Source organism: Nocardia sp. NBC_00416, from assembly GCF_036032445.1.
In the GTDB taxonomy this organism is placed as follows: Bacteria; Actinomycetota; Actinomycetes; order Mycobacteriales; family Mycobacteriaceae; genus Nocardia.
In genome coordinates, this window is the sequence record NZ_CP107932.1 from 6,279,430 (window position 1) to 6,302,172 (window position 22,743).

Below are 22,743 nucleotides of genomic sequence, written 5' to 3' on the forward strand. Positions count from 1 at the left end.
GATCCCAATGCCAGCCGGAGGTGCCCCAACCGTGGACGACGACGCCCGCGCCGACGAAGCCCGCGCCGCGGAGACCGGCGAGATCCTGGAGTTCCGTCTCCCCGATCTCGGCGAAGGACTCACCGATGCCGAATTCCAGAACTGGTCGGTCGCGGTGGGCGACGAGGTGACACTGAACCAGACCATCGCCGAAGTGGAGACCGCGAAAGCGGTGGTCGCGCTCCCGTCCCCGTTCGCCGGGACGGTCGTGGAGCTGCTCGCCGAACCCGGGGAGACCATCGAAGTGGGCGCACCGCTGCTCCGGATTCGCGCTGCCGCAACGGAATCGAGCGGACGGCGCTCGGTCCTGGTCGGCTACGGCCCGGCCGAGGAGCAGGTGTCGCGGCGGCGTCGTGGCGGACGACGAGCGAACGGCGATGCGACGCAGGCTCCCGGCCCCCCGGCCGAGCCCGGGGCCTCGGTCGAGGCGGGGGTCATCGGCGCCCCGGCCGACGCCGCGCCGCCGGCGCTACCGGAGCCTCGCAACGGGTCTGCGCGGGGATCCGCCGCCGAATCGCAGCGGGTCGCGGCGACGCCCGGGGCCCGGAAACTGGCTCGCGAGCTGGGGATAGATCTCTGGTACGTGGCGGGATCCGGCCCCGAGGGCGCGGTCACGGTCGCGGATGTCCGCGGCGCGGTACCGGTTTCCGAGCCCGACACCCGCGGCGGCGACGCGCCGGAAGCCGGACCGGTGGCGTCGGCGGGCACCGGGTCGGTCCGGGAGGAACGGACCCCGATCGCCGGGATACGGAAGCGGACCGCGGACGCCATGGTGGCCAGCGCGCGCACCATTCCGCAGGCGAGTACGTCGGTCACCGTCGATGTCACGGCCTCGCTGGAACTCCTGGAACATCTGCGCGCCACCAAAGCGTTCGAGGGATCGACCCCGACGCCGCTCGCCCTGGTCGCGAAATCGGTGCTGGCCGCATTGGCCGAATTCCCCGTCGTCAACACCTTCTGGGACGACGCGAACGCGGAGATCGTCACCCGGTACTACGTCAATCTGGGTATCGCGGTGGCGACCGAACGCGGTCTGCTCGTGCCGAACATCAAAGACGCGCAGACGCTGAGCTTGCGCGAGCTGTGCCGGGAGATCAGCTGGCTGGCCCAGATCGCACGAGAAGGGCGCGCGGGCCTGCCGGATCTGCGCGGCGGCACGTTCACCATCTCCAATGTCGGTGTGTTCGGCGTGGATTCCGGTACGCCGCTGGTGAATCCGGGTGAGGCGGCGATCCTGTGCCTCGGCGCGATCGTGAAACGGCCGTGGGTGTTCCGCGACGAGGTGGTCGTCCGCTCGGTGACCACGCTGACGCTCAGTTTCGATCATCGGATGATCGACGGTGAAGCGGCGGCGCGTTTCCTGGCGACGGTCGCCGGATTGCTGGAGGATCCGCTGACACTGCTCGCCCGTATCTGACGGACGACACCGCACGACAGATATCGGCGTACACGTGGACTTCGCCCACCGCCGCCGCGTACGGTGGCGAAATCTGTTCCAGACCCTTGGACGAGGAGCTGCGTTGAACGCGGTATTGATCTCGGCTGAAGACCTCCGGGAATCAACAGAAGAGAATCTGCGCCTGCTCGATGTGCGCTGGCAGCTCGGGGACCCCGAGGGTCCGCAGCAATATCAGAACGGTCATATCCCCGGCGCGGTGTTCGTCGACCTGGACACCGAATTGGCGGCCCTGCCCTCGCCCGCCCACGGGCGCCATCCGCTGCCGGATCCGGGGCAGCTGCAGAAATGCGCCCGCAGTTGGGGACTGTGCACCGGCGACCCGGTGGTCGTCTACGACGCGCTCGGCGGGATGTCGGCGGCCCGGGCGTGGTGGCTGCTGCGCTGGGCGGGGATCACCGATGTCCGCATCCTCGACGGCGGACTACCGGCCTGGACCCGGGTCGGCGGCGAACTGGCCACGGGAGTGGAATCCGATCCGGAGCCGGGTGATATCGAGCTGCGGCCCGGACGGCTGCCGGTGATCGATGCCGACGCCGTCGCCCGGTGGAAGGGCGTGCTCCTCGATGCCCGCGCGGCCGAGCGGTACCGCGGCGAGCAGGAACCGGTCGACCCCCGCGCCGGGCACATCCCCGGCGCGATCAGCGCGCCTACCAGCGAGAACCTCGATCAGGACGGGTGTTTCCTGCCCGCGGACCTGCTGCGCGAGCGTTTCGGCGAGATCGGTGCGGAGCCGGTTGCGGTGTACTGCGGGTCCGGTATCACCGCCGCCCATGCGATCGCCGCGCTCGCGGTCGTCGGTGTGCAGGCCGCGCTGTACCCGGGGTCCTGGTCGCAGTGGGCGCACGATCCGAAGCGTCCGGTCGCGGTCGGGGGACATGCCCCGTGATCACCCGCAGTTCGCGGCGATATTCCGCAGTGCGGTGTGATCGGCCGCGGTGACCGGGAGCTGATACCGCACGGCCACCGTCAGGTATCTGCCCGCGTAGTAGCAGTGTCCCGGCCGCGACGGCGGTAACCATTGCGCGGGTGTGCTGTCGCTCTTGACGGTATTGGCGGCGTTATCGGTGGCCTGCAGGTTGTAGTCGATATCGTTGGCGAACCGGACTCGCTGCGCCGCCGGCCACGCGGCGGCTCCCAGATCCCAGGCGGCGGCCAGCGGATAGATGTGATCGATAGGTACCTGCCGGGCGTTCTGCTTGCTGAACACGATCCGGGTGCCGGTGTAGGGATCGGCCAGGGTGCCGGACTGCACCACGCACCGGCGGGTGCCGGGCCGGAATCCGACGCCGGTGAGCTGGCGGGCGAGCACATTGTTACGGGTATCGCAGCCGTCTCTGCCGCCCGGACCGTCGTAGTCGTCGGACCAGGCGGGGCCGAAGACGCAACCCCGACCGGCGCCGCAACCCCGCTCGTACCCACCCGGATGCGGTCGTTGCGCGACCACCCGGACCGCGCCGAGCAACTGCTCGAGCTGTGCGCGGCCGGGACTGCCCGGCGCGGGCCGGTGCCCGCCGACCACCGCGCAACCACCCGCGGAAACCGATAGCGCGAAAGCGGCGCAGAGTGCTGCGACCGCGTGAATCATCCCCCGTGTCATCACGGGTACCGGTATACCGGCACCCTCCGACAGTTACCGGGGGCGCGCGCTCACAGCCAGGCGCGGGCCAGGAGTTCGTCGTTGTCGAGCCGGTTGCTGCGCGGTGGGAAACGCGTGGCGACCAGGGATCCGATATGCACCCCGTCGTGCCCGATCACCCACGACCCGCCGCTGTCGGAGCATTCGGCGATCTTGGCGAAGGCGGTGAGCAGAAAGGTGACCGCCTCCTCGGGGTGGGCGGTATGGGCCAGGCGCTGTGATTCGCCGGGGCGGGACAGGTCCAGCCATACCCCGCACTGTCCGTCGAGCCGCATACCGACGATCTTGTCGGCATTAACGAAGGTGAACTTGCGCCGTTCCCACGGGGTGGTCGGCGTGTAGCTCTGCTCGAGTACCTGGAGCAGAATCGTCATACTGCTGCCCTCCGCTGTTCGATTGCCCTCCGCTGTTCGATGACACCGCTGTGCCGTGACGCCGCTGTGTGCTGGGACCGCTGTTCGCGGGCCGGGGTTGGCCGGGTGCCGCCCATGGCCGCCGGAGGCAGCGCGATCCACCCGGCGAGGCTGCGCTCAGCGGGTACTGATATCAGCGGTGACCAGCGGATATTTCTCAGTATGTGCCGTTGTGGTGGATAAATCCAGACACAACCCGGTGCGCCGGTGCGCTATCGCGCCGATCGGCCGCTACGGCCCCGGTCGACCGTCGGTGGGGACCCTGCGCGGCATGTCGCACCGGACTGATTTGATGGGGGCCATGTTGCACGGACTGTGGTCGCCCGGTTCCGGGCTGCTGCTGTGGCGCGCTCCCGGGATCGAGGGCGCCGGACCCGAGCCGCCGGTGCCGGGGCTGCTCGGGTCGGTGCTCGCGGAGTCGCGGTTCCGGCACCGGGCCGAGGTGCTCGTGGTGGACGCGGCGGGGTCGCGGCGGGAAACGGTCCGCGCGCATGCGCTCGCGCCCGGCGCCGCGGCCGCCGCGCTGCGGCAGCGGCTGCCCGCGGGTGCGGCGGCCGGGGATCTGCGGTTCCTGGCACATATCGCGCTCGGGATCGAACGCTGGGTGCTGGCCGGGATGGTCGTGCCGGAACTGCGGCGCGACGACGGCGAATGGTGGGCCCGCTGGGGCTTGTCCGGGGGCTCGGGTCAGCGGGCCTGGCTCGCCGAACTGGCCGCCCTCCTGCCCCCGGCGCTGCGGGTCGCCGGCGCGCCGGGCGATGTGCTCGACGATATGGTCGGCGAACTGACCGATCCGATGGTGCGGGAACTGCTCCCCGGGGAGCCGCATCCACACCCGCTGGTGCACGCCCTGCAGGCCGATGTGCCGGTGGAAGCCGGAAGCCATCAGGCCGCCGAAGTACTGCGACAGTGGCGGGAGACGCGGGCGTCCGAGGAGCCCGAACTGGTGTTGCGGCTGCGCGAGCCGGAGGGGGAGTTCGAGGAATCCGCCGACGCGTCCGCGCTGTGGCGGCTGGAGGTCTGCCTGCGCGCCGCCGGGACCGCGCCGCGGCCGATACCGGTTCCCGGAGCGGCCGACGAGGTCCGGCTGGGACTGGAATGGCTGGGCCGCGCTCAGCGCGCGTATCCGCGCCTGCGCGATGTGCCGGGCGATCCGCGCAGCCTCGATCTGCTGCTGCCGACCGAAGTGGTCGCCGATCTGGTCGCGCACGGGGCGCAGGCACTGTCGGAGGCCGGTATCCCGCTGCTGCTGCCCCGGGCCTGGAACATCACCGAACCGACCCTGCGACTGCGAGTGGAGGGCGCCGCGGTGCCCGCCGCCGAGAGCACCGTGGGCCTGGACGGTCTGGTCACCTACCGCTGGGAACTCGCGCTCGGCGAGACGGTGTTGTCCCAGGACGATATGCGGCGGCTGATCACCGCGCAGTCGGATCTGGTGCGGCTGCGCGGCGAATGGGTCCAGGCCGATCACACCGTGCTCGCGGCCGCCGCGAAATTCGTCGCGTTGCACCACGAGGACACCGAGATCACCCTGTCCGACCTCATCGGCGAGATCACCGAGAACCGGGTCGGGCGAGTCCCGCTCACCGAGGTCACCGCGACCGGCTGGCCCGCCGCCCTGTTCGACCCGGAACGCCCGGTGGAACCGGTGGCCGTACCCGGCCGGCTGAAAGCGCAGTTGCGGCCCTATCAGGAACGCGGCCTGTCCTGGCTCGCGACCATGAATCGCCTCGGCTGCGGCGCGGTCCTCGCCGACGATATGGGTCTGGGGAAGACGATCCAGGTCCTGGCCCTGCTGCTGCACGAACGCGAGCGGGGGACCGTCCCTGGGCCGACCGTGCTGATCTGTCCGATGTCGGTGGTCGGCAACTGGCAGCGTGAGGCCGAGCGGTTCGCTCCCGATCTACGGGTTCTGGTGCACCACGGCGCCGGGCGCGCGCAGGGGCGTGACCTGGACGCGGCGGTGGCCGGGGCGGATCTGGTCGTCACGACCTACGCCCTGCTGGCGCGTGATATCGCCGATCTGTCGCGGCAGCAGTGGGAACGGGTGGTGCTGGACGAGGCCCAGCACATCAAGAACGCGGCCACCCGGCAGGCGCGCGCCGCGCGGGCGCTGACTGCCAGGCACCGGCTGGCGCTCACCGGGACCCCGGTCGAGAACCGGCTCGAGGAGTTGCGCTCGATCTTCGATTTCGCCGTCCCGAAATTACTGGGCAGTCCGCAGACCTTCCGCGCCCGCTTCGCCGTGCCGATCGAGCGCGAGAACGATCAGAACGCGGTGACCCGGCTGCGCACGGTGACCTCGCCGTTCCTGCTGCGGCGGGTGAAAACCGACCCGGCCGTCATCAGCGATCTGCCCGACAAACTCGAGATGACCGTCCGGGCCAATCTCACCGTCGAACAGGCGGCGCTGTATCAGGCGGTGGTCGAGGACATGCTCGAAAAGCTGCGCGACGCCAAGGGAATGGCGCGTAAGGGCGCGGTGCTGGGGGCGCTCACCCGGTTGAAGCAGGTGTGCAACCATCCGGCGCATTTCCTCGGGGATTCCTCCGCGGTCCTGCGCCGCGGGGCGCACCGGTCGGGCAAGCTCGCACTCGTCGAAGATGTGCTGGACGCGGTGCTCGCCGAGGGGGAGAAGGCATTGCTGTTCACCCAGTTCCGCGAATTCGGCGAGCTGGTGGCGCCGTATCTGGCCGAGCGGTTCGGCGGCGCTGTCCCGTTCCTGCACGGCGGGGTGAGCAAGAAGAAACGCGATGCGATGGTCGCCGGATTCCAGGAGGCCGGGGGACCGCCCATCATGCTGCTCTCACTCAAGGCCGGTGGTACCGGACTGAACCTGACCGCCGCCAACCATGTGGTGCATCTGGATCGCTGGTGGAATCCGGCGGTGGAGAACCAGGCCACCGACCGTGCGTTCCGGATCGGTCAGACCCGCGCGGTGCAGGTACGCAAACTGGTCTGCGTCGATACGATCGAGGAACGAATCGACGAGATGATCACCGGGAAGCGGGATCTCGCCGATCTGGCGGTCGGGGTGGGCGAGAACTGGATCACCGAACTGGGCAACGACGAATTGGCCCAGCTGTTCACCCTGGGCGCCGAGGCGGTGGGTGAGTGATGGTCGATTTCAATGAATTCGGCAGGCGCCGGGCGGTTTCCGGTGGGGTCTCGGCACGCAACCGGCGCGGCGCCTTCGCCCGGACCTTCTGGGGCAAGAGTTTCATCGAGGTGGTCGAACGGTTGGCCGAACCCGGCCGGCTCGCACGCGGTCGCACCTACGCGCGGGCGGGCCAGGTGGTGAACTACCGGATCGAACCGGGCGTGATGACCGCGGAGGTGCAGGGCAGCCAGCCCCGCCCGTTCACCACGACCTGCGATATTCGCCGCTTGCGCGACGAAGAGGTGGATCTGCTGGTCGAGGTGATCCGCGGGGCGCCGGGCATGCTGGCCCGGGTCGTCTCCGGCGATCTGCCCCGCGAACTCGCACCGCATCTACTGCCGGATACCGCCGCCGATATCGATTTCGGGTGCACCTGCCCGGACCCCGGCTGGCCGTGTAAGCACGCGATCGCCGTCGCGTGCCTGCTCGCCGAACGCCTGGACGATCATCCGCGCGATCTGCTGACGTTGCGCGGTCTCAGCCTGGACACCTTGATCACCGGCGTGGAGGCCGTCGACTCCGGCGGAGACGAGAGCGTCGACCCGTACGGCGACGCACTCGAGCTGCCCGCGCTGCCCACCCCGGGGGTTCGGCCCGCGCCCGACGATCTGGACCCCGCGGTGCTGCGCCGGGCGTTGCGCATGCTGTGCGCGGACGAGACCACGGCGGCCACTGCGGGCCGGGGTCTGGTCGTCCTGTATTCGACCATGACCGGCGGCTAGCGCACCGGCCGGCGTTCACTCGAGTCGATAAACCCGCTGCGCGTTGGTCCGGAACACCTGTTCCAGAACGGCGGTGCCGGTGAGATGTTCGGACAGGACGGCCGCCACCGCGGCGGCGCTGCCGGTGATCGAGGTGATCGGCCGGTCCACCGGGAAATTGGATCCCCAGATCAGGCGGTCGGGGCCGAATACATCCGCCGCGTGCCGCAGCAGCGGTCCGATCCGCTCGGTGAGTACCGGGACCGGTGTCGTCGTACCCGATCGGGGAACCGGATGGCCGAGGATCGGCATCATCAGGCCGCTCACTTTCGCCACGACATTGGGGGATTCGGCGAGGGCGGCGGTATCGTCGCGCCACCGTTCGAAGATGCTCCGGCGCTGTTCGGCGTCGGCCCCGGTGTGCTTGCCGACCCGGCCGAAGATCCCGGCCGGAGTGCCCAGATGGTTCAGCACGATCCCGGCTTCCGGGTAGCGCCGGGCGAGTTCGGTGAGCTCGGGGAGCTGATGCGCGTACACCCAGGCCTCGAAAACCAGATCGCGTTCCACCAGGTCGGCGAAACCGTGCAGGAACGCGGGCGTGCGCAACGCCCCGGGTTCGGTGCTGAAACTGCGGACTGCGGGGTCCGGGTGGTGGGCGACCATGCTGCGGACCCCGCGCACCAGGGGAGACGCGGACAGGTGCGCTTCGAGGAGCTCGGCGAATCCGGCCGCCCCCGGGAAGCCGCTCGCGCTGACGGCCGCGAGCGCGGGAGTGTCCACCCCGAACGGCAGTGCGGTGACCCAGCGGGTTTCCTCGACTTTCGGGCCCGTCCATTCGACCTCGATGTGCACCACCGATTCGATCGGCAGCTCGCCGGTGTCGGCTCGGTAATCGGCGGGCAGATACGGTCCCAGATACGCCGACGGATCCCCGACGAACTCCCGGTCCTTACGGCGAGCCAGCCGGACCGCGAGACCCAGCGGCACCGGCACCCGCCGCAGCAGCTTCGCCGTGTGGCTGAATTCGCGCGGGTTGGTGAACGGGTCCCACTGGTGGATATGCGCGTCGATGATCCGGATATCGCCGATGTCCATACCGTTGCCGGCACCTCCTGGGCTCGTCGTCGGTCTGGTCGCCGAGCGTAGCGCGTGACCAGGGCCGGTGGAGTGGATTACGCAGGCGTCGAGCGGCGTGGTGGCCGCGGCGGCATACTGGGGCTGTGGCCGAACAGGATTCGGCGCCGCGAGCGTCGCAGCCGGTGTCGGGGGCCGATCCGGCTCCCGACCTTGTGAAGAAGGCGAAACCGGAGCCGGTCGCCGGGACGCTTCCCGCCGACAGCGCACCGGCGGCGCCGGGAAAGCCTGTGGATTCGGGGGTGGCCCCCGAGCAAGCCCCCGCCGCGCTGCGCGATCTGGTCGACCAGGGCGTCCTCGACGAAACCCAGCTGACCGCGGTGGTGTCCGCCCTGACCCACGACCGGCCGCGTCCGACCCCCGCTCGGCTGCTCGCGGAGATCGCGGCCTATGCCGGGGCGGGTCTGCTCATGAGCGGGCTGGTCCTGATCTTGGTCGAGTCCTGGGACGATATGGCGAGACTCGGCCGGTTCGTGTTGTTCGCACTGGTCGCGCTGGGATTGACCGTGGCCGGAGTCGCGACGGCGGGCGGGCGGTCCGTGCTGTTGCGCGCGGCCTGGCGGTCGGTGCCCGAGACCGGGCACACCGCTCGCACCCGGCTCGCGGTCGTGCTGTTCGCGCTCGCCGCGGCCGGCGTCGCCGCGGCCGTGGGCTCGATCGTCGACAACGGCGATGTCAGCAGCGATGTCACCTGGGTCTACGCGGCGGCCGGCGGGCTGGTGGCCGCGATCGCCGGTTATGCCGCGCTGCCGTCGCTGCTCGGGCTGCTGTTGTGCGCCGGGTTCAGTGTGGCGCTGGTCGTGGGGCTCCTGGACGAGGTTCTGGAGATCGACGACGGCTGGATCGGTCTGGGGGTGCTGGTGCTGGGCTTCGGCTGGCTCGGGCTCACCCGGGTCCGTGCAGTGCTCGAGGTGTGGGCGGGATATGTGGCCGGGGTCGTGCTGGCGGTGGCGGGCGCGCAGACCGTCGAGGCGTTCGGAGGAGTCTGGCCGTCGTATGCGCTCACCGCGGTGGTCGCGGTGGTCTGTTTCGGCCTCTACGCCACCGACCGGTCCTGGGTGCTGGTGCTCGGCGGTGCGGCCGCGCTGACCCTGGCCGCGGTGGAAGCGGTCGCGGACTGGACCGGTGATTCGGCCGGGGCGTCCGGGGCGATTCTGGTGGTCGGCGCGGTGGTGCTCGGGATCGGCAGCTATCTGCTGGCCAGATCCACGAAAACCGCAGGCTAGCGGGGGAGGTCCGGGGCGCGCGCTGCGATCCTCGATAGCTCTGGTCTCGGGTGGGACCCGGGTGTATCGTTTTGCTTGGACGTCCAACTATTGGAAGCCCGCAAAATGATCTTCGTGTGACGGACGGCCGCAGCGCCGCGCCCGCCACCCCGACACGAGGCAGGTAATCGCATGGCTCGAGAGCTCACACATTTCATCGGCGGGCAGCACGTCCCCGGCACCTCCGGGCGCTTCGGTGATGTCTTCGACCCGAATATCGGCCAGGTCCAGGCCCGGGTCCCGCTGGCGAGCCGGGCCGAGGTCGAAGCGGTGATCGCGAACGCCGAGGCCGCACAGCCGGCCTGGGCCGCGACGAACCCGCAGCGGCGGGCCCGGGTGCTGATGAAATTCCTGACCCTGGTCAACGACGAGATGGATGCCCTGGCCGCACTGCTGTCCAGCGAGCACGGCAAGACCATCGCCGATGCCAAGGGCGATATCCAGCGCGGCCTCGAGGTCATCGAATTCGCGGTCGGTATTCCGCATCTGCTCAAGGGCGAGTACACCGAGAGCGCGGGCGCCGGCATCGATGTGTACTCGATGCGCCAGCCGCTGGGCGTGGTCGCCGGGATCACCCCGTTCAACTTCCCGGCCATGATCCCGCTGTGGAAGGCCGGTCCGGCCCTGGCCTGCGGTAACGCCTTCGTATTGAAGCCCTCCGAGCGCGACCCGTCGGTCCCGCTGCGGCTGGCCGAACTGTTCCTCGAGGCCGGTCTCCCCGAGGGTGTGTTCAATGTGGTCAACGGCGACAAGGAAGCCGTGGACACGATCCTGCACGACCCCCGGATCAAGGCCGTCGGATTCGTCGGCTCCACGCCGATCGCTCAGTACATCTACGAGACAGCCACCGCCAACGGTAAACGCGCCCAGTGCTTCGGCGGCGCGAAGAACCACGCCATCGTCATGCCCGACGCCGACCTCGACGATGTCGCCGATCAGCTGATCGGCGCCGGCTACGGGTCGGCCGGGGAACGCTGCATGGCGATCTCGGTGGCCGTACCGGTGGGCGAGGAGACCGCGGACCGACTGGTCGAGAAGCTCACCGAGCGCGTGCACAAACTCAATGTCGGCCGCTCCGACGATCCGGGCGCCGACTACGGCCCGCTGGTGGGTCTCGACGGTGTGGACCGGGTGCAGAAGTACGTGCAGCAGGGCATCGACGAGGGCGCCGAACTGGTGGTCGACGGACGCGGTCTGACCGTGGACGGCGCCGAGGACGGCTACTTCGTCGGCGCGACCCTGTTCGACCGGGTCGGCAAGGAGATGTCGATCTACAAAGAAGAGATCTTCGGCCCGGTGCTCACCGTGGTGCGCGCCGCGGACTACGAGGAGGGCCTGGCGCTGGCCAACGACCACGAATACGGCAACGGTGTCGCGATCTTCACCCGCGACGGCGACACCGCGCGCGATTTCGCGGCCCGCGTGCAGGTCGGGATGGTGGGTATCAACGTCCCGATCCCGGTGCCGATCGCGTACTACACCTTCGGCGGCTGGAAGCGCTCCGGCTTCGGCGACCTGAACCAGCACGGTCCCGACTCCATCCGCTTCTACACCAAGACCAAGACGGTGACGCAGCGGTGGCCGGCGGGCCTGAAGGAGAGCAACAGCTTCGTCATCCCGACGATGGAATGACCGTGTTCACCCTCGACGAGGACGAACGCGCCATCCGCGATACCGCCCGGGATTTCGCCGACGAATACCTGGCGCCGCACGCCGTGGAATGGGATCAGGACAAACACTTCCCGGTGGATGTCCTGCGGAAATCCGGTGCGGTCGGGCTGGGCGGCATCTACGTGGACGAGGAGTTCGGCGGGTCCGGGCTGAGCCGGCTGGACGCGGTGCGGATCTTCGAACAACTCGCCACCGGCTGCCCGGCCGTGGCGGCCTATATCTCGATCCACAATATGGCGACCTGGATGATCGATGCCTACGGCGACGAGGAGCAGCGTCGGCGGTGGCTGCCCGGATTGACCGCGATGGATCTGCTGGCCAGTTACGCCCTCACCGAACCCGGTGTGGGCTCCGACGCGGCGGCCATCACCACCCGGGCGGTGCGCGACGGCGAAGACTATGTGGTCAACGGCGTCAAACAGTTCATCTCGGGTGCGGGCAGCAACGACGTCTACGTGATGATGGTGCGGACGGCCGATACCGGGGCGCGCGGGATCTCCACGCTCGTGATCCCCGCCGACACACCCGGTCTCGAGGTGGGACCCAACGAGAAGAAGATGGGCTGGAACGCCCAGCCCACCCGGCAGGTGATCCTCACCGACGCGCGCGTTCCCGTCGCCAACCGGCTCGGTGACGAGGGCGACGGGTTCCGGATCGCCATGAACGGGCTCAACGGCGGCCGCCTCAATATCGCGGCCTGTTCGGTGGGCGGGGCGCAGGCCGCGCTCGAGAAGACCATCCCCTACCTGGCCCAGCGCACCGCATTCGGCGGCCCGCTGCTGAACAATCAGGCACTCCAGTTCCAACTGGCCGATATGCGAACCGAGCTGGAAGCCGCCCGGACCCTGCTGTGGCGGGCCGCGGCGGCGCTGGACGCGGACGCACCGGACAAGGTCGAACTCTGCGCCATGGCCAAAAGGTTCGCCACCGACGCCGGATTCGAGGTCGCCAACACCGCCCTGCAACTACACGGGGGATACGGTTACCTGGCCGAATACGGACTGGAGAAGATCGTCCGCGACCTGCGGGTGCACCAGATCCTGGAGGGCACCAACGAGATCATGCGGATGGTCGTGGCCCGGTCCATGACAGCGTCCGTGGCGGGCGTGTCGTGAGCGGCGAACGCCCCGCGGCGAGCGCGAAAGGAATTGAATGAGCGAGGAACCCGAAGTCCTGGTCGAACAGCGTGACGGCCTGGGACTGATCACTCTGAACCGGCCCAGGGCAATCAACGCGCTCAACCACGCGATGGCGCTCACCATCACCGAGCAGTTGCGGGCCTGGGCCGCCGACGACTCGGTGCGGACCGTGGCCATCACCGGCGCCGGTGAGCGCGGACTGTGCGCGGGCGGCGATATCGTCGCCATCCATCGCGACGCGAAGGAACAGCGGGCCGCGGGCCATATCGGGTCGGCGGCGGATTCGGCGACCGGCGAGTTCTGGCGTGACGAGTACGTTCTCAACGCGCTGATCGGCCGCTACCCGAAACCGTATGTCGCGGTGATGGACGGGATCGTGATGGGCGGCGGGGTCGGACTGTCCGCGCACGGTAGTCACCGGATCGTCACCGAACGGTCGACGGTCGGGATGCCCGAGGTCGGAATCGGGTTCATCCCCGATGTCGGCGGCACCTATCTGCTGTCGCGGGCACCGGGCGAGCTGGGGACGCATATCGCGCTCACCACCGCTCGCCTGAAGGCCGGTGACGCGATCGCCACCGGTTTCGCGGACTATTTCGTCCCCGCCGAACAGATTCCGGCCCTGCTGACCACCCTGCAGAGCGAGGCCGCCGATATAGCAATCGCCAAATTCGCGACGGAGGCGCCGGAATCCTCGTTGGTGGCGCAGCGCGAATGGATCGATGCCTGCTACAGCGGCGATACGGTCGGGGAGATCGTCGACCGGCTGCGGGGCCACGCCGCCCCGGCGGCCGTCGCGGCCGCCGGCGACGTGCTGACGAAATCGCCGGTGGCGCTGCAGGTCACCCTGCGCTCGCTGCGCTCGGCCCGCCGGGCCGACAGCCTGGAGGCGGTGCTGAACGAGGAGTACCGGGTCTCGATCGCCTCGCTGGCCTCACATGATCTGGTCGAGGGCATCCGCGCCCAGGTCGTCGACAAAGACCGCAATCCGCAGTGGTCACCGGCCGACCTGTCGGGAGTGACCGCCGCGCAGGTCGACGCGTACTTCGCCGAATTGGGCGCGCGGGAACTGGGTTTGACGATTCCGGAGGACAACTGATGACCAAGACGATCGGCTTCCTCGGGCTCGGCCATATGGGCGGTCCGATGGCGGCGAACCTGGTGAAGGCCGGCTACGACGTGTACGCCTTCGATCCGTCGGCGGCCGCGCAGGAACAGGCGCGCGCCGACGGGATCGCCCTGGCCGACACGGGACCGGCCGCGGCGGCCGGCCGCGACATCGTCATCACCATGCTGACCAACGGCAAACTGGTGCGCGACGTGTACGCCGAACTGTTGCCTGCCGCGGTGCCCGCGACATTGTTCGTGGACTGTTCGACCATCGACGTGGCCGATGCCAAAGCCGCGGCCGAGGCGGCGTCGGCGGCGGGCCATCGCGCGCTCGACGCCCCGGTGTCCGGCGGTGTCGCCGGTGCGGCCGCGGGGACGCTGACCTTCATGGTCGGTGGGGCGGATGCCGATTTCGCCGAAGCGCTGCCGGTGCTCGAGGTGATGGGCGCGAAGGTGGTGCACTGCGGTGCCTCCGGGGTGGGCCAGGCGGCCAAGATCTGCAACAACATGCTGCTCGGCATCTCCATGATCGGTTTGTCCGAAGCGCTGGTGCTGGGCGAGAAACTGGGGCTGAGTCACCAGTCGTTCTTCGATGTGGTGTCCACGGCGTCGGGGCAGAGCTGGGCGCTCACCACCTATTGTCCGGTGCCGGGTCCGGTGCCGACCAGTCCGGCGAACAACGACTACCAGCCGGGATTCGCCACCGCCCTGATGAACAAGGATCTCGGCCTGGCGGTGGAAGCATTGCGTGCCAACGGGGTGGACGGGCGGATCGGTGCACTCGCGGCGGAGATCTACAGCGAGTTCAACGAGACCTCGGGCGGGCGGGATTTCTCGGCCATCGTCACCGAGGTGCGTGAGCGCAGTGGGGGTTCCGCCCCCGCCGAGTGACGAACCCGAGCCGATCGCGAGTCCGACTCGGGTGAATCCCGGACCCGCCCGCGCGGGTGGGTCCGGGATTCGTTACCGCGCTCCGCTTTCCGGCCCGCGGAATTCGCCGCGTTGGACGCACCGCTGGAGACGGGGTGACCCGGACAAAACCACTCAGTCGCCGGTGGTGACCCGCGCGGTATCGTCACCGATGTTCATGACCGTTTCGACCAGAGGATGTGCTGTGACCGACTTCGAGACGATTCTGCTGGAGCGTAAGGACAAGGTCGGCCTCATCACGCTGAACCGGCCCAAGGCACTGAACGCGCTCAATGCACAGGTCCTCGATGATGTGATCGCCGCGCTCGACGAGGTCGAGCGGGACGACGAGGTCGGCGCCGTGGTGATCACCGGTTCCGAACGGGCCTTCGCTGCCGGGGCGGATATCAAGGAGATGCAGCCGAAGTCCTATATGGACATGTTCATGGACGACTACTTCGCGCGCTGGGAGCGGTTGGCCCAGTTCCGCAAGCCCACCATCGCCGCGGTCGCGGGATACGCGCTGGGCGGCGGCTGCGAGCTGGCCATGATCTGCGACATCCTCCTCGCCGCGGACAACGCCAAGTTCGGTCAGCCCGAGATCAAGCTGGGCGTCATCCCCGGTATCGGCGGTTCGCAGCGGCTGACCCGGGCGATCGGTAAGGCCAAGGCCATGGACTTGGTGCTCACCGGGCGCAATATGGACGCCGCGGAAGCCGAGCGCGCCGGGCTGGTGTCCCGGATCGTGCCGGCCGCCGAACTGCTGGACACTGCGCTCGAGGTCGGGGCCACCATCGCCTCGATGTCGCTGCCGGTGACCATGATCGCCAAGGAAGCGGTGAACCGGTCCTTCGAGACCACGCTGAGCGAGGGCCTGCGGTTCGAGCGGCGGGTGTTCCATTCGCTGTTCGCGACCGCGGACCAGCAGGAGGGCATGGCGGCGTTCGTGGACAAGCGGCCCGCCCGGTTCACCAATCGCTGATCCGGTCAGGGTTCGGGCGGCGCGTCCAGGATATCGGTGGGCACGACGGTGCTCCTGGTGGGCTGCGCCGCGCCGTTCTGTGCGGTGAGCAGCCCCGCCACCGTCGCGCCCAGCCCGATCGTCACGGCGGCGGCCGCGTACACCTTGCGCCGGCCGACGGTCGGCGGGGCGAGTGACACCACCTGCCCGCCCGCGCGGATATGCGCGGTACGGATACCGGCGGCGGGCCGTTCGGCCGCGAACAGCAACGCGCCGCGCGCCGAGACGTATTCCGGTTCGGAATCGCAGACCAGTGGGAGCCCGAGCAGATCGGTGAGGCGGGCCCGCAGGGCCGGGTTGCGGGCACAGCCGCCGAGCAGGGCCACCGCGTCCGGCGCGACCTCGGTCTGCGCGGCCACCCGGTGCACCAGTGTGGCGGCCGAGCTCACCGCGTCGGCGCAGAGTTCGGCGAGATCGCTGCGTGTGATCACCGCGCGTTCGGCGGTCGAAGGGTCGGCGGCGGTCACCACCCGGGCGCTGCTCAGCGCTTCCCGGTACCGGCCGGCCGCCGATTCGTCGGTGAACACACCTGCTCCGTCGAGCCATTCGCACAGCAGCTCGTCGTAGCCGTCACCGCCCAGGCCGGGGCAGTGGGCCCCGGCGAGCACCGTATCGGTGCGGCAGTCGATCTGAGTGAGGGTCAGGCCGGAGGAGCCGAGGTCGAAGAGGGCCACGGCCCCGGAAGCCGGGAGTTTCTCGGTGAATCGCAGGTACCGCAGTTGTGCCAGCGGCTCGTCCACGAGAGTGATCCGGCCGGTGCCCAGGGAGTCCCCCACGAGTTCGGCCTGCTGCCGGTTCTGGCAGGTCACCGCGGTTCCGGTGATGTACTCGTCGCGTCGGCGCGCGGCGCTGTGCATCCGCCGGACGGCGATCAGCACCGGTTCGATCAGGGAGGCGCGTGCCGGGCGGTGGATATGGCAGCGGTCGATCGGCGGCAGGTGCGGTTGATCGGAATGCGTGAGTACGGCGCGCGCACCCGAGGCGCCCACTGATACCCCGAGAACCAGCACCATAAACATATGGTGCGCCGCGGTTGCTGTGTTGCCAAGCCGAACCACCGAGAAATTTGCTGGACAAGTGCTTGTCCGCCCTGTGTTTGCTGATGTCCGGCCACAGCAAACTGTCTGATATGTCGTGATCTACGGCCGCTCGTCGCGGCGGCACCAGGACCGGGCGGCCCTCCGTACCGGCAGGTCAGGGCTCGGCCCAGCGGGCCGGAGCTTCGCCGGTATCGAAGTCGCCCGCCGTATGGCGGAACTCGGCGAGCAACTGCAACAGGGTCCGCAACCGGTCGGGGGGCAGTTCCGGCCGGGCGAAAACGCGTTCGTTCAGATACTCGGTCGCCTCGGCGACGAGAGACCTTCCGGCGTCGGTGATCTCGATCAGGGTGGCCCGCCGATCGTTGGGGTGCGGCACCCGGTTCACCAATCCCGCTCCCTCCAGCCGGTCCACCGAATTGGTGACGCTGGTCGGATGCACCTGCAACCGGGCGCTGGCCACCGCCATCGGCAGCGCGCCGGTGGCGCTGAAGTTCAGCAGTTGCAGCAGCTCGTAGCGGGAGAACGTCAGGCCGGTCGGTCGCAGCGCTTCGTCGACGCGCGCCATGACGATCTGCTGGGCGCGCACCAGCGAGGTCACCGCCGCCATCCCGTCGGCGACCGGACCCCATCCGTGGCCGACCCACTGACGGTGGGCCTCCTGGATCGGGTCGACTGGTAGCGGTCGGGGGCGAGACATGTGCTCGATCATCGCACGGCATCCGGCCGGGGAGCTGTGCCGTGGGTGCTCGTTCGTGGCAGGTGGCCCGCTCGGACCCGGTGTGACGGACCGAAGCGGGCCGCCCGTCCACGCACCTGTCACCGGTTGCGATCCGGCTGAGCCCAACCCTGGGCTCCGGCACCGCCCCCGGGCCATGATTCTTCGAGTCACGCGGGCGTGGCTGAGTGGTTCAGGCAACGGTCTGCAAAGCCGTTCACGCGGGTTCGATTCCCGCCGCTCGCTCAACGGGCAGGGCCGTTTCATGGAGGCCGGAGCCGGAGTTTTTGTTGTGCGGTCCGCAATCGGTCCGCGCCGGATCCGGCGTCGGCCTCCATCCCTGCCGCACCGGCACCCCGGTCGTCCGGGAACAGCTGGTCGTCCCGATCGAGGACGCGCACGGCCGACTCGCCGCTAGGTCAGACCCGAGAAATCCCGCAGCACCACATGATTGCGATCGGCGAAGGTGCCCAGCGTGTAGTCGGGGAGCAGACCGAAGTACTCGCTGCGGGTCAGCGTGCTCCAGCGGCGGGCGTCCGGAGTCCGGGTCTTGTAGAAGTTCACCGTGTAGCCGCCCTCGTAGATCCGCAGCAGGCTGTAACCGCCCGGATACTCCTTGATCGCGCCCACTTCCAGGAATTCGACCGCGCACGCGGTATCCGGCCGGGTTCTGCGGGTGCGATGCGTATGTCCGCTGTGCTGCAGGAACACCCCGGGCGCGCCCTCGTACAGTTGCTGGAGTCGGAGCGCGGTCGCCCGATCGAGGACGAAACCCGGACCCGCGGTATTGGTGAGCCCCGCCTCCACAGTGACCGGATGATGTCCGAAAACGACGGTGGGGCGATCGGGCTCGCCGCGCAGCAGTTCGGTGACCCGATCGAGCTGCCCGGGGTCCAGTACGCCGCCTGCCCCGTCCAGCGCGCTGGTGTCCAGACCGAGGATCCGCAGCCCGCCCAGTTCGTGTTCGATCAGCTGTTGCCGCGGTCCGAAAACCTCGCTCCAGCAATCCCGGTGGTCGGCGGCGCCGACGACGGCCGGACAGGTTTCGTACTCGTCTCCGGTGTGTGGGCGGTCGTGGTTGCCGGGGACCGTGAGATAGTCGCGACCCGGCTCGCCCCACCGGTCCAACCGGGCGCGGACCGCGCGCAGATCCTCGGGTGCGGCCTCGGCGGTGAGGTCGCCGGCCAGCAGCAGGATCTCGGCTCCCCGGTCGGAGCGGCGCAGATCGTCGAGCACGGCGTCGAACATGACCGCCGGATAAGGCGGCAGACCCGGTTCCTGGCGCAGACCTGGCGGCAGGTCGCCGGCCACGAGACCACTGACGGTCTCCCCGTAGTGGATATCGTTCGCGAGGGCGATGGTCCGCAGCAGGCGGCCGGGTGGCGGGACCAGGGTCGTGAAGGTTCCGGCGGTTTCCGGTGTGCCCGGCAGGCCGGTGGTGGCCGATACCGCCGGTGTCGCGCGAATCCCGGCCGACCGTGCCTCGAAACAGTAGGCGCGGCCCGGTTCCAGACCGTCGATCTGCGCGTAATGGAAGGGGGTCGCCTCCGTGGAACCCCACACCCGCCGGAGTGGGTGCGAACCGTCGGCCGGACCCAGGAACACTTCACCGTCGGTGTCCACCGGAACCGGCCGGCCCGCGGCATCGGGTGTCCGGCTGGTCCAGGTGAGTACGGCGGAGGCGCCGGTCACCGTGACGACCTCCAGATCGCCGGCCAGCACCGGGCCGGACCCGGCGGCCGCCCGGCCGGTGAAACCCAAGGGCAGCAACGCGGCCAGGCCCAGTGCGCCGAGAACCGTGCGCCGTGAGGGTCCGCAGCAGCTCATCGCCGCGCGCCGCCGCTCATGCGCCGTCGCTACCGGCCGACGAGCAGACGTGCCACTCGCCGTCCTCTTTCACCAGGGTCTCGTCCGAACTGTCGTCCATTTGATCGTCGGAATCATCGCCGGGCGCCGCGAAGCTGAACTTGCCCTTGATCTCCGCCTCGGCCCGGTCGCCGGTGACCACGATGTTGTCCACCGATTCGACCTCCACGGTGAACTCGAGCTTCTCGGCCTCGGATTTCTCCGAATCGGACATGGCGGCGAAATCGTCGCGGTCGGCCTTGCACGCCAGATCGGTGGCGGCCCGGAATCCTTCGTCTGTCAGGGTGCCGTAGAAATCCCGGAGCGCGGCCTCGACCTGCTGCTCATCGGAGGACAGCGGCGTCTTGCCCTGCATCGTCAACACCACCGCGGCAGCGATTCCGGCGACGACCACGATCGCCGCCACCGCGGCGCCCACGATCACGCCGGTGCGTCGTTTGCGCGGTTGCGCCGGCGCCCCCGAAGGCGGCTGACCCGGGTAACCCGGTGACGATCCTGCAGGCGGCCGCGGCCCGGTCGGGGGCGGGCCTGCCGGTGGCTGAGTCAAAGCGTTCTCCGTTTCCCGGGATGTTTCCCGAACACTACGACACCCGCCGTGTCGGTGTCCGATTCGGCATACGGCCCGCGTTCCCCCGGGTCCGTCGCCGATCGCTCCGCGCGCGCAACGGCGTCCACCCTCTTACACTCCATCCGGCGGAACCCGGATAGCGCGTGGAGGTATGTGTCATGGTCGGTCTCGGCGTCCACCTGTGCGGCAGCGTCCCGCTGACCGATGCCGCGAGTGTGTTCACCGAGGCCGCCGGCCGTTTGGGCGGGCATATCAGCCGGATCCCCGACGGCGAGACCGGTGAGCGTGACAACTGGGTGGTGTGGCAGCTCCCCAAACTGCAGGCTCATCCGAGCCTGGTCACCGTGCCGCCGCCGAGTCCCGAATACGGCCCGAGTGAGCGGGTGCGGCCCGCCCCCGGCATCGATCCGGCCGCAGTCGATTTCGGTGCGCTGGGCTATGCGCAGGCGGCGCGCGAATCGTGGCGGGTGTTCGAGAAGTTCCGCGCGCAGGGCGTGATCCGGCCCGGCACCCGATTCCAGGTGAGTCTGCCGACACCGATCGCGGTGGTGGGCGCGTTCATCGCCGGGCCGCAGGCAGAACTGGAAGCGCGTTACGAGGCCGCGATCCTGGCCGAACTGGATCAGATCACCTCGGCGATTCCGCATGAGGATCTGGCGATCCAATGGGACGCCGCGGTCGAATTCGCCCTGTTCGAAGGTGTTTTCCCGTCCTGGTTCGGCGATGACCACCCGACTCGTCTGGCCGGGGTGATCGAGCGACTGGCTCGGTTGGGCGATGCCGTTCCCGAGGGCGTGGAGCTCGGCTACCACCTCTGCTACGGGGATTTCGGCCATCAGCATTTCGTCGAACCGGCCGACACCTCGAAACTGGTCGCGGTGGCCTCGGGCGTCGCGAACGCGCTGACCCGCCCGCTCGACTGGGTGCATCTGCCGGTGCCCAAAGGGCGCACGGACGCACCGTATTTCGCCCCGCTGGCCGGCCTCGACCTCGCCCCGCGGACCACCCTCTATCTGGGCCTGGTGCACGCCTCCGACGGCTTCGAAGGCGCCCGCCGTCGGATCAAGGCCGCGTCGGTGTTCGTTCCCCAGTTCGGTATCGCCACCGAATGCGGGATGGGTCGCCGCCCGGCCGGTCAGATCTCCGACCTCCTGGACCTGCACGCCCGCCTGGCGAACTCCCTGGACTGAGTTCGTCGCTGCCGCCGATCCCTCGTTCGGCCCGTGTCCTACCGCGCCGAGGTCGCCAGCCACACGGTCGCGGCCGCTGCGAGAACAAGGGCGATATTGAGGCCGACCTGCCGGTCGTCGCCGGTCAGGTGGACCGGGATCGCGGCGAGCTGCAGGAGCACGAAACCGACGGCCGCGGCCACCGCGAGCCACGGCGCGAGTCCGGTCAGCGGTGGCAGGATCAGGCCGAGCGCGCCGAGAACCTCGAGTACGCCGATGGCCCGGACGGTCGGCAGTGGCAGGCGGTCTACCCAGGCCATCATCGGCCGGAGCCGGTCCGGGCTGCGGATGACCTTCAGCACCCCTGAGTACAGGTAGAACAGGGCGAGCAGGCCGGCGACGATCCAATATGCGATGTTCACATTTCCTCCAGCGATGACAGGCGCGGGCCGGGGCTGGACATGTGCGGCCCGGGTTCGGGCGCGGTCGGTCGCGCAGCGGCTCATCACTGCGATTGCACAGCCAGAAATCGCGGGTGTCCAAGACCTGATCCGCGATACCGATACCGCACGGGTATCGTGCCAGCGTGGAGCTCCGCACGCTGCGTTACTTCGTCGCGGTCGCCGAAGAACGCCATTTCGGTCGGGCCGCTGCCCGACTACATATGAGCCAACCACCGCTGAGCCGTGCTATCCGGCAACTGGAGGCGAAGGTCGGCGCCGCACTCTTCGAACGGTCCCCCAACGGCGTCGGTCTCACCCGGGCCGGGACGGTGCTGCTCGACGAGGCACGTGCCCTGCTCGATCAGGCCGACCGCCTCAGCACGCGGGTGGCCGCCGCGGCCGGAAACGCGAGCCTCACCATCGGCATCCTGGGCGACGCCACCGACCCCGGCACCACCAGGCTGGCCGCCGCCTATCGCCGCGAGCACCCCGAGATCGATATCCGCATTCGGGATACCGACCTCACCGACCCGACCTGCGGGCTGACGGCCGGACTCGTCGACGTCGCCCTCACCCGCGCACCGTTCGACGACACCGCTCTGGTCGTCCGTGAACTGCGCGCCGACCCGGTCGGGGCGGTGGTGCGCGCCGATGATCCGCTGGCTCTTCGCGACCACCTGGAATTGGCCGATCTGACCGACCGGCGCTGGTTTCGGTTCCCGGACGGCACCGACCCGCTCTGGCAGACCTATTGGCACGGCGGTGAGCCCCGCGAAGGCCCGGTGGTACGCGTGGTCCAGGAATGCATGCAGGCCGTGCTGTGGAACGGCACCGTCGGGATGAGTCCGCTCGGGCACGACGTGCCCGCTGGACTGGCTGTGGTCCCGCTGATCGATATGGCGCCGAGCAGGGTGGTGATCGTCTGGAACGAGGGCGATGCCAACCCTTTGATCCGATCGCTCGTGCGCATCGCGACGGCCGCATATCGCGAACCCTGACCCGCCCCGGACTTTCCCGCCGCGGTCAGCGAATCACGGTTTTTCACGGTTACATCGGCGATCGACATTCGGCATACCGTATCCGGCGGCCTCGAGTGGGGTCATCGTCTTCGACAGCGTGGACTTGTTCATCTCACACAGGTCGGTGATCATGCCGAACTCCGCCGCACGGCACCCGTCCAGAACCGCGACCACTTTCAGGCGCGGAAGCGCGGCCAGCACTGCGCTCAGTTCCGCCACGACGCCGCCCGTGGTCGTGCCGGCTGGAACCACATCCACGCACCCAG

The 22,743-nt window shown here is 69.3% G+C and carries 21 protein-coding genes and 1 tRNA gene; 13 read left to right on the top strand and 9 right to left on the bottom strand.

What is annotated here, in order from left to right:
• The first annotated feature begins 31 nt into the window (after nt 1-31).
• The gene (locus tag OG804_RS27230) at nt 32-1,456 is read left to right on the top strand and encodes a dihydrolipoamide acetyltransferase family protein (protein ID WP_328391264.1); all 1,425 of its coding nucleotides are present in this window, start codon (nt 32-34) and stop codon (nt 1,454-1,456) included.
• A gap of 103 nt (nt 1,457-1,559) precedes the next feature.
• Complete coding sequence (locus OG804_RS27235; protein WP_328391266.1) at nt 1,560-2,384, top strand: sulfurtransferase; 825 nt, start codon at nt 1,560-1,562, stop codon at nt 2,382-2,384.
• Here OG804_RS27235 and OG804_RS27240 read toward each other — a convergent pair whose 3' ends face one another.
• Together OG804_RS27240 and OG804_RS27245 are read right to left on the bottom strand one after the other, a co-directional pair.
• Nucleotides 2,385-3,095, bottom strand: a complete 711-nt coding sequence (locus OG804_RS27240; protein WP_328398773.1) for an HNH endonuclease family protein — start codon at nt 3,093-3,095, stop codon at nt 2,385-2,387.
• Between the two features lie 50 nt (nt 3,096-3,145).
• Entirely contained in the window at nt 3,146-3,508 is a 363-nt protein-coding gene (locus tag OG804_RS27245) for a hypothetical protein (RefSeq protein ID WP_328391269.1), read from the bottom strand.
• A gap of 310 nt (nt 3,509-3,818) precedes the next feature.
• Here OG804_RS27245 and OG804_RS27250 point away from each other — a divergent pair, with 310 nt between their 5' ends.
• The gene (locus OG804_RS27250; protein ID WP_328391271.1) at nt 3,819-6,665 is read left to right on the top strand and encodes a DEAD/DEAH box helicase; all 2,847 of its coding nucleotides are present in this window, start codon (nt 3,819-3,821) and stop codon (nt 6,663-6,665) included.
• Nucleotides 6,665-7,429: an SWIM zinc finger family protein gene (locus OG804_RS27255; RefSeq protein WP_328391273.1), complete on the top strand. Its 765-nt coding sequence runs from the start codon at nt 6,665-6,667 to the stop codon at nt 7,427-7,429. The genes OG804_RS27250 and OG804_RS27255 overlap by 1 nt, the downstream gene beginning before the upstream one ends.
• Before the next feature lie 15 nt (nt 7,430-7,444).
• On the opposite strand, the gene OG804_RS27260 is transcribed toward OG804_RS27255, so the two are convergent.
• Nucleotides 7,445-8,503 carry an amidohydrolase family protein gene (locus OG804_RS27260; protein WP_328391275.1) on the bottom strand — a complete coding sequence of 353 codons (1,059 nt, stop codon included), beginning with the start codon at nt 8,501-8,503 and terminating at the stop codon, nt 7,445-7,447.
• A gap of 125 nt (nt 8,504-8,628) precedes the next feature.
• On the opposite strand from OG804_RS27260, the gene OG804_RS27265 reads away from it, so the two are divergent.
• From OG804_RS27265 to OG804_RS27290, 6 genes are all read left to right on the top strand, one after another.
• Complete coding sequence (locus OG804_RS27265) at nt 8,629-9,768, top strand: DUF2157 domain-containing protein (protein WP_328391277.1); 1,140 nt, start codon at nt 8,629-8,631, stop codon at nt 9,766-9,768.
• A gap of 171 nt (nt 9,769-9,939) precedes the next feature.
• Nucleotides 9,940-11,439, top strand: a complete 1,500-nt coding sequence (locus OG804_RS27270; protein ID WP_328391279.1) for a CoA-acylating methylmalonate-semialdehyde dehydrogenase — start codon at nt 9,940-9,942, stop codon at nt 11,437-11,439.
• Nucleotides 11,440-11,441: 2 nt separating this feature from the next.
• A complete protein-coding gene (locus OG804_RS27275; protein WP_328398775.1) occupies nt 11,442-12,593 on the top strand; it encodes an acyl-CoA dehydrogenase family protein in 1,152 nt (383 codons plus the stop codon).
• Nucleotides 12,594-12,630: 37 nt separating this feature from the next.
• On the top strand, nt 12,631-13,716 hold the full coding sequence (locus OG804_RS27280) for an enoyl-CoA hydratase/isomerase family protein (protein ID WP_328391281.1): 1,086 nt from the start codon (nt 12,631-12,633) through the stop codon (nt 13,714-13,716).
• A complete protein-coding gene (mmsB, locus tag OG804_RS27285; RefSeq protein WP_328391283.1) occupies nt 13,716-14,618 on the top strand; it encodes a 3-hydroxyisobutyrate dehydrogenase in 903 nt (300 codons plus the stop codon). Before OG804_RS27280 ends, mmsB begins: the two co-directional genes overlap by 1 nt.
• A gap of 223 nt (nt 14,619-14,841) precedes the next feature.
• Entirely contained in the window at nt 14,842-15,618 is a 777-nt protein-coding gene (locus OG804_RS27290; RefSeq protein WP_328391285.1) for an enoyl-CoA hydratase, read from the top strand.
• Nucleotides 15,619-15,623: 5 nt separating this feature from the next.
• Here the strand turns inward: OG804_RS27290 and OG804_RS27295 are convergent, their stop codons facing one another.
• Together OG804_RS27295 and OG804_RS27300 are read right to left on the bottom strand one after the other, a co-directional pair.
• The gene (locus tag OG804_RS27295) at nt 15,624-16,670 is read right to left on the bottom strand and encodes an Hsp70 family protein (RefSeq protein ID WP_328391287.1); all 1,047 of its coding nucleotides are present in this window, start codon (nt 16,668-16,670) and stop codon (nt 15,624-15,626) included.
• A 181-nt stretch (nt 16,671-16,851) separates the two neighbouring features.
• Entirely contained in the window at nt 16,852-17,394 is a 543-nt protein-coding gene (locus tag OG804_RS27300; RefSeq protein ID WP_328391289.1) for a MarR family winged helix-turn-helix transcriptional regulator, read from the bottom strand.
• A 192-nt stretch (nt 17,395-17,586) separates the two neighbouring features.
• Here OG804_RS27300 and OG804_RS27305 point away from each other — a divergent pair.
• Nucleotides 17,587-17,658 (top strand) — tRNA-Cys (locus OG804_RS27305).
• 168 nt (nt 17,659-17,826) lie between these two features.
• On the opposite strand, the gene OG804_RS27310 is transcribed toward OG804_RS27305, so the two are convergent.
• Both OG804_RS27310 and OG804_RS27315 read right to left on the bottom strand, forming a co-directional pair.
• On the bottom strand, nt 17,827-19,239 hold the full coding sequence (locus OG804_RS27310; RefSeq protein WP_328391291.1) for a metallophosphoesterase: 1,413 nt from the start codon (nt 19,237-19,239) through the stop codon (nt 17,827-17,829).
• A gap of 16 nt (nt 19,240-19,255) precedes the next feature.
• Nucleotides 19,256-19,702, bottom strand: a complete 447-nt coding sequence (locus OG804_RS27315; protein ID WP_328391293.1) for an Rv0361 family membrane protein — start codon at nt 19,700-19,702, stop codon at nt 19,256-19,258.
• A 302-nt stretch (nt 19,703-20,004) separates the two neighbouring features.
• Between OG804_RS27315 and OG804_RS27320 the strand changes: the two genes are divergently transcribed.
• Nucleotides 20,005-21,036 (top strand): hypothetical protein, encoded by a 1,032-nt coding sequence (locus OG804_RS27320; protein ID WP_328391295.1) that lies wholly within the window; start codon nt 20,005-20,007, stop codon nt 21,034-21,036.
• A gap of 38 nt (nt 21,037-21,074) precedes the next feature.
• On the opposite strand, the gene OG804_RS27325 is transcribed toward OG804_RS27320, so the two are convergent.
• Nucleotides 21,075-21,437, bottom strand: a complete 363-nt coding sequence (locus OG804_RS27325; protein WP_328391297.1) for a DoxX family protein — start codon at nt 21,435-21,437, stop codon at nt 21,075-21,077.
• Between the two features lie 164 nt (nt 21,438-21,601).
• Here OG804_RS27325 and OG804_RS27330 point away from each other — a divergent pair, with 164 nt between their 5' ends.
• Nucleotides 21,602-22,456, top strand: a complete 855-nt coding sequence (locus OG804_RS27330; protein WP_328391299.1) for a LysR substrate-binding domain-containing protein — start codon at nt 21,602-21,604, stop codon at nt 22,454-22,456.
• A gap of 33 nt (nt 22,457-22,489) precedes the next feature.
• Here OG804_RS27330 and OG804_RS27335 read toward each other — a convergent pair whose 3' ends face one another.
• A complete protein-coding gene (locus tag OG804_RS27335) occupies nt 22,490-22,735 on the bottom strand; it encodes a hypothetical protein (RefSeq protein ID WP_328391301.1) in 246 nt (81 codons plus the stop codon).
• Nucleotides 22,736-22,743: the final 8 nt, after the last annotated feature.

What these genes read in the sequence shown, in the direction of transcription:
- OG804_RS27240 (WP_328398773.1), bottom strand. Translation starts at nt 3,095, where the DNA reads ATGACACGGGGGATGATTCACGCGGTCGCAGCACTCTGCGCCGCTTTC.
- OG804_RS27245 (WP_328391269.1), bottom strand. Translation starts at nt 3,508, where the DNA reads ATGACGATTCTGCTCCAGGTACTCGAGCAGAGCTACACGCCGACCACC.
- OG804_RS27250 (WP_328391271.1), top strand. Translation starts at nt 3,819, where the DNA reads ATGTCGCACCGGACTGATTTGATGGGGGCCATGTTGCACGGACTGTGG.
- OG804_RS27255 (WP_328391273.1), top strand. Translation starts at nt 6,665, where the DNA reads ATGGTCGATTTCAATGAATTCGGCAGGCGCCGGGCGGTTTCCGGTGGG.
- OG804_RS27260 (WP_328391275.1), bottom strand. Translation starts at nt 8,503, where the DNA reads ATGGACATCGGCGATATCCGGATCATCGACGCGCATATCCACCAGTGG.
- OG804_RS27270 (WP_328391279.1), top strand. Translation starts at nt 9,940, where the DNA reads ATGGCTCGAGAGCTCACACATTTCATCGGCGGGCAGCACGTCCCCGGC.
- OG804_RS27280 (WP_328391281.1), top strand. Translation starts at nt 12,631, where the DNA reads ATGAGCGAGGAACCCGAAGTCCTGGTCGAACAGCGTGACGGCCTGGGA.
- mmsB (WP_328391283.1), top strand. Translation starts at nt 13,716, where the DNA reads ATGACCAAGACGATCGGCTTCCTCGGGCTCGGCCATATGGGCGGTCCG.
- OG804_RS27295 (WP_328391287.1), bottom strand. Translation starts at nt 16,670, where the DNA reads ATGGTGCTGGTTCTCGGGGTATCAGTGGGCGCCTCGGGTGCGCGCGCC.
- OG804_RS27300 (WP_328391289.1), bottom strand. Translation starts at nt 17,394, where the DNA reads ATGTCTCGCCCCCGACCGCTACCAGTCGACCCGATCCAGGAGGCCCAC.
- OG804_RS27310 (WP_328391291.1), bottom strand. Translation starts at nt 19,239, where the DNA reads ATGAGCTGCTGCGGACCCTCACGGCGCACGGTTCTCGGCGCACTGGGC.
- OG804_RS27320 (WP_328391295.1), top strand. Translation starts at nt 20,005, where the DNA reads ATGGTCGGTCTCGGCGTCCACCTGTGCGGCAGCGTCCCGCTGACCGAT.